This is a genomic window from Methyloceanibacter sp. (assembly GCF_035650995.1).
Classification (GTDB): domain Bacteria; phylum Pseudomonadota; class Alphaproteobacteria; order Rhizobiales; family Methyloligellaceae; genus Methyloceanibacter.
Map to the genome: position 1 here is coordinate 1 of NZ_DASRGO010000170.1, position 3794 is coordinate 3794.

Annotated in this window: 7 protein-coding genes and 1 tRNA gene; 3 read left to right on the forward strand and 5 right to left on the reverse strand. The window is 63.0% G+C overall.

Annotated elements, in window-relative coordinates:
- The first annotated feature begins 11 nt into the window (after nt 1-11).
- Together VFB18_RS12750 and VFB18_RS12755 are read left to right on the forward strand one after the other, a co-directional pair.
- Nucleotides 12-87: transfer RNA gene (locus VFB18_RS12750), tRNA-Lys, on the forward strand.
- A gap of 41 nt (nt 88-128) precedes the next feature.
- Nucleotides 129-353 (forward strand): hypothetical protein, encoded by a 225-nt coding sequence (locus VFB18_RS12755; protein WP_324975853.1) that lies wholly within the window; start codon nt 129-131, stop codon nt 351-353.
- Nucleotides 354-462: 109 nt separating this feature from the next.
- On the opposite strand, the gene VFB18_RS12760 is transcribed toward VFB18_RS12755, so the two are convergent.
- From VFB18_RS12760 to VFB18_RS12780, 5 genes are all read right to left on the reverse strand, one after another.
- Nucleotides 463-735, reverse strand: coding sequence for a hypothetical protein (locus tag VFB18_RS12760; RefSeq protein ID WP_324975855.1), 273 nt, complete (start codon nt 733-735; stop codon nt 463-465).
- A 110-nt stretch (nt 736-845) separates the two neighbouring features.
- A complete protein-coding gene (locus VFB18_RS12765; protein WP_324975858.1) occupies nt 846-1067 on the reverse strand; it encodes a hypothetical protein in 222 nt (73 codons plus the stop codon).
- 117 nt (nt 1068-1184) lie between these two features.
- Nucleotides 1185-1496 (reverse strand): hypothetical protein, encoded by a 312-nt coding sequence (locus VFB18_RS12770; RefSeq protein ID WP_324975860.1) that lies wholly within the window; start codon nt 1494-1496, stop codon nt 1185-1187.
- 220 nt (nt 1497-1716) lie between these two features.
- Nucleotides 1717-2190 (reverse strand): cache domain-containing protein, encoded by a 474-nt coding sequence (locus VFB18_RS12775; RefSeq protein WP_324975863.1) that lies wholly within the window; start codon nt 2188-2190, stop codon nt 1717-1719.
- 128 nt (nt 2191-2318) lie between these two features.
- The gene (locus VFB18_RS12780; protein ID WP_324975866.1) at nt 2319-2732 is read right to left on the reverse strand and encodes a dihydrofolate reductase; all 414 of its coding nucleotides are present in this window, start codon (nt 2730-2732) and stop codon (nt 2319-2321) included.
- 95 nt (nt 2733-2827) lie between these two features.
- On the opposite strand from VFB18_RS12780, the gene VFB18_RS12785 reads away from it, so the two are divergent.
- The gene (locus VFB18_RS12785; RefSeq protein ID WP_324975869.1) at nt 2828-3769 is read left to right on the forward strand and encodes a DMT family transporter; all 942 of its coding nucleotides are present in this window, start codon (nt 2828-2830) and stop codon (nt 3767-3769) included.
- The last annotated feature ends 25 nt before the right edge of the window (nt 3770-3794 follow it).

Sequence of the window (3794 nt, forward strand, 5' to 3'; positions counted from 1 at the left end):
GTCGCGGCGAGGAGCCCGTAGCTCAGCCGGTAGAGCACTTGACTTTTAATCAAGGGGTCATGGGTTCGAATCCCATCGGGCTCACCATTCGCGTCAGACACCGCTCACGTCAGATCGGGAGCCGATCGATGATGGACGAACTTGAAGCCTTGAAGGCACGGCGCGCGGAGCTCGAGCGTCAGATCGCCGAGCTCGAATCCCTGCAGACGGCGCTCTACATGCCCGGCATCACCATCGTACCGCAGGAGGGCATCCCGGCCGCCGACGCCGATCAGCAGTTGGAACACCTGCGCGCGGCCATTGTCGAGATCGACACGCAAATCGGGGAGATGACGGCCCCCGGCAAATCCTGAGCCTCGCCGGGCGCCCCAGCGTCATGCGCCGGTGGAAAAAGCGAAGGCGCCGGAACTCCCCGGCGCCTTCACTCATCGAGACGTCCGCTCGCTCGTCATCGGAGCGTCGCTACTTCGGGCAAACCACCGCGTCGATCTTGCAGTAATAGTTTCCGCCCATGACCTTCTGGCAGTTCGTGGTCGCCGACTTGACCTTGCCCTTCATCGCCTTGGCGGTCTGCTTGAGATCGGCTTGCGCATAGAGAGTGGCCTTGGCGAGACTGCCGGCGAAGCCCTTGGCTCTCACCGATTGACAGGTTCCGGCTTGAACCGGCGAAGCAACACTAAAGGCGATGGCAAGCGCGGCACACGCCGCCGCAGCCATGGGGACTTTGCACGTCATGACGAACCTCATTCCCTGATTGTGGTGACGAGCCTGAGGCATGCCGACTGCCGCCGGGAACATGACCGGGCGGCAAGCTCATGCCATCGGCGACGAAACGTCCGCTCGCGTTACGGGCAGATATACTTCCAGCGCCCGAAGATGCCCTGTTTCCAGTAGCACGACGGATTGGTGGGCGGGCCCCATGTCACGGCATAGGCCGGTACGCTGACGACATTGTACGTTACCCACACGCATTGATCAGGTCCGCACAGCCAGTCGGCCTTGGCCGGCTGACCGACGAAAAGGAGCGCGGCGGCTCCAAGCATTCCCGCAACGACCGTCTTGATCACGTCTCAACCTCCCTTGCTGATCCCCGGCGGATTTAACCCGGCTCGAGGCCAAGAGTCCATGCGGCCAACCGCGGAGCGCACGGGTCTGCTCTTCACTGGATTTGGTTAAATTTGCGCCTAGTCCTGGGCGCGGCCGCTCGCTCTGCGCAGATACTGGAAGGCGGTGCGCTTGAGAAAATTATAGGCCGGCCGCCCCATGAGTGCGACGGCGACGACCTTGGTGAGGAACGGCGTGGCACCGATCAGGCCGGACAGGGCCGCCTTCACGCTCGGTTCGAGGTCGGCCTCGATGACCACAGGAATGAGCGACCAGGCGCCGTAGCCCCCGATGATCAGCACCGTCCCCAAAGCAAACCGCCAGCCGATCTGTTCGGGGGCGAATGCTTCTTCTCCGACGTTCTTTATGGCGACCTCCTTCAAAGTCGTCACTGGGCGCATGTACACGACGGATAACGCGGAATTGGGGTTTCCCGGAGGCAGGATGGAGTGCCCGGCCAGAGCCCGCCCAAACGAGGATGCTACCCTTCACTGTTCTAAAGCGAAACAGTTAATTCATTGCAGGCAAGCGAGCCTGATGTCCCTCTTCGCAGAGCGATTCTCACATTCGCAAGTGGTGCGATGGGGAAACGTCCCGCCCCCCGCCCGGCCATCAGGACTGATAGATTCCGCCGCAGACAACGGTTTGTTCGAGCCGTTCGCAATACATCTGCTTCGGCTCGATCTTCTTGGTGACCGGGTTCAGGAATTTGTAGCTCTGCCAAAAGCTGTCGTGAGTCTTGGCGAGATCCATCCGCTCCCTCACGAACTCCTTGCCGTCGAGGTCCTTGTCGTTGATCTGATTGGTGCCGATGCGCTTCTTGTCGGCGCCATGCGCAAGCACCATTCCGTCGAGAGCGTAGACGACGATATAGAGGTCGCGGTCTACGAAAGGCCCTTTCGGATCGCTGATCTCGCGGTAGGCCTTGTCCGGTCCTTCGGACTTGATGGCGGCGACGGCCTTCTGGACCATTGCCATCGCTTCGTTCTTGGTCGCGCCCGTCGCAGCGATCGCCGTCGCTCCAAAGACGATGGCGACGAGCAAGATCACGGCGGTGACGGCCGACTTCTTCGCACCCTTACTCATGGCTGTCTCCAGGGCAGTGCCCAACGACATCGAGCGGCGCTTGTCGGCCCGACACTAGAGAACTTCGCCTCCGGCCCCTACCCCCTCTTCACGGCATGCTTTCGCATTTGCCAAGGCCCGCGCGCGGCCTAGGGATTTGCCACTCTCTGCGAGGCCGTAAGCCAGGCTGGGTTGAACCAGCGGTCCGCCTCCCCGTCATACGGGAGGCGCGTGATATCCCAGTGCCGGATGTAGGGCGCGTAAGCGTTCCACACGGGCGGCCCGCCCCCGACATAGATCACCCGGTCGGGAAACCAGGCGAGCACCTCCTCCGGATGATGACCCGAGCGGATCTCGCAGATGGTGCGGTCCTCGTAAGCGAAATCCGGGATGGAGGCGATGGTTGCAGGACCCGCGATGATTACGTGGCCGCGCGTCATTTCGAAGAAGCGCGCCACATCGGCAACATATTCGCGCCCCTTGTTGCCCTCCCAGGGGAGCTTGCCGTTCAAGCCGAGTTGACCGCTTAGGCCAATGGCGCACATGGCGCGAATGTCAGCCACTCCAACCTCCGTGCTCGAGCGCGCGCGAGAAGCGCCCGCGCCGACCTTATCGGCCGTTGGCCTTTTGGCAAAGAGTGGTGCACAAGACGCTTCCCATGACTTCCCGCCACCTCATCCATCGCGACGCTCATCCGCACCGGCGGCTCGAGGCCATCGGGTTGATGATTCTTGCCACGATTTGCTTCGCCGCGCTCGATTCGACGGCGAAATATCTCGTCGGCATCAAGAGCGTTCCCGTCGCCGAGGTCACCTGGTTCCGCTTCGCCGGACACGTCGTGTTCACTGCGCTCGTGCTGTGGCCGCTCGCCTTCAAGCCATCGCTCCGCTCGAAGAAGCCCTTGGTGCAGATCCTGCGCTCGGCGCTGATGGTGGTGACCACCGGATTCAATTTCGTGGCCTTGCGCTATCTCCAGCTCGACCAGACCGTCACCATCTTCTTCCTGACGCCGCTTCTGGTCGCAGCACTCGCGGGACCCCTGCTCGGCGAATGGGTCGGCTGGCACCGCATGCTGGCCATCGTCGCGGGCTTTTTCGGCGTGCTGCTCGTGATGCATCCCGGATTCGGCACGGTGCATTGGGCCATGCTGCTCGTTCTGGTGGCGACGTTCGGCTACGCTCTCTACAACCTCGCCACGCGCTACCTCGCCGCCTTCGATCCGCCCGAGGTGACGCAGACCTTCACCCCGCTCGTGGGCTTCGTCGCGCTCGCGCCGTTCGCGCTCACCGCCTGGCAATGGCCGCACGACGCCAAGACCTCGCTGCTGCTCGCTTCGCTCGGCTTCTGGGGCGGGCTCGGGCACTGGCTGCTCATCCTTGGCCACCGCATCGCGCCCGCCTCGGTTCTCGCGCCCTACATCTATCTCGGGCTCATCTGGATGTCGGCGATCGGCTTCCTCGTGTTCGGCGACGTGCCGACGCTGTGGACGCTGTCGGGCGCCGCCGTGGTGATTCTCTCCGGACTCTATCTGTTCGCGCGCGAGCGGAAGCAGATGGGCGAGGCGAAGGCCGGCCCCGCTTCGGACATCGCCTCGCAGTGAGCTGGGGCGCCTCCGCTTGTTGGCC

Bases quoted from the DNA above. Each gene is read 5' to 3' on its own strand.
- VFB18_RS12755 (WP_324975853.1), top strand. From the start codon at position 129: ATGATGGACGAACTTGAAGCCTTGAAGGCACGGCGCGCGGAGCTCGAG.
- VFB18_RS12760 (WP_324975855.1), bottom strand. From the start codon at position 735: ATGACGTGCAAAGTCCCCATGGCTGCGGCGGCGTGTGCCGCGCTTGCC.
- VFB18_RS12775 (WP_324975863.1), bottom strand. From the start codon at position 2,190: ATGAGTAAGGGTGCGAAGAAGTCGGCCGTCACCGCCGTGATCTTGCTC.
- VFB18_RS12785 (WP_324975869.1), top strand. From the start codon at position 2,828: ATGACTTCCCGCCACCTCATCCATCGCGACGCTCATCCGCACCGGCGG.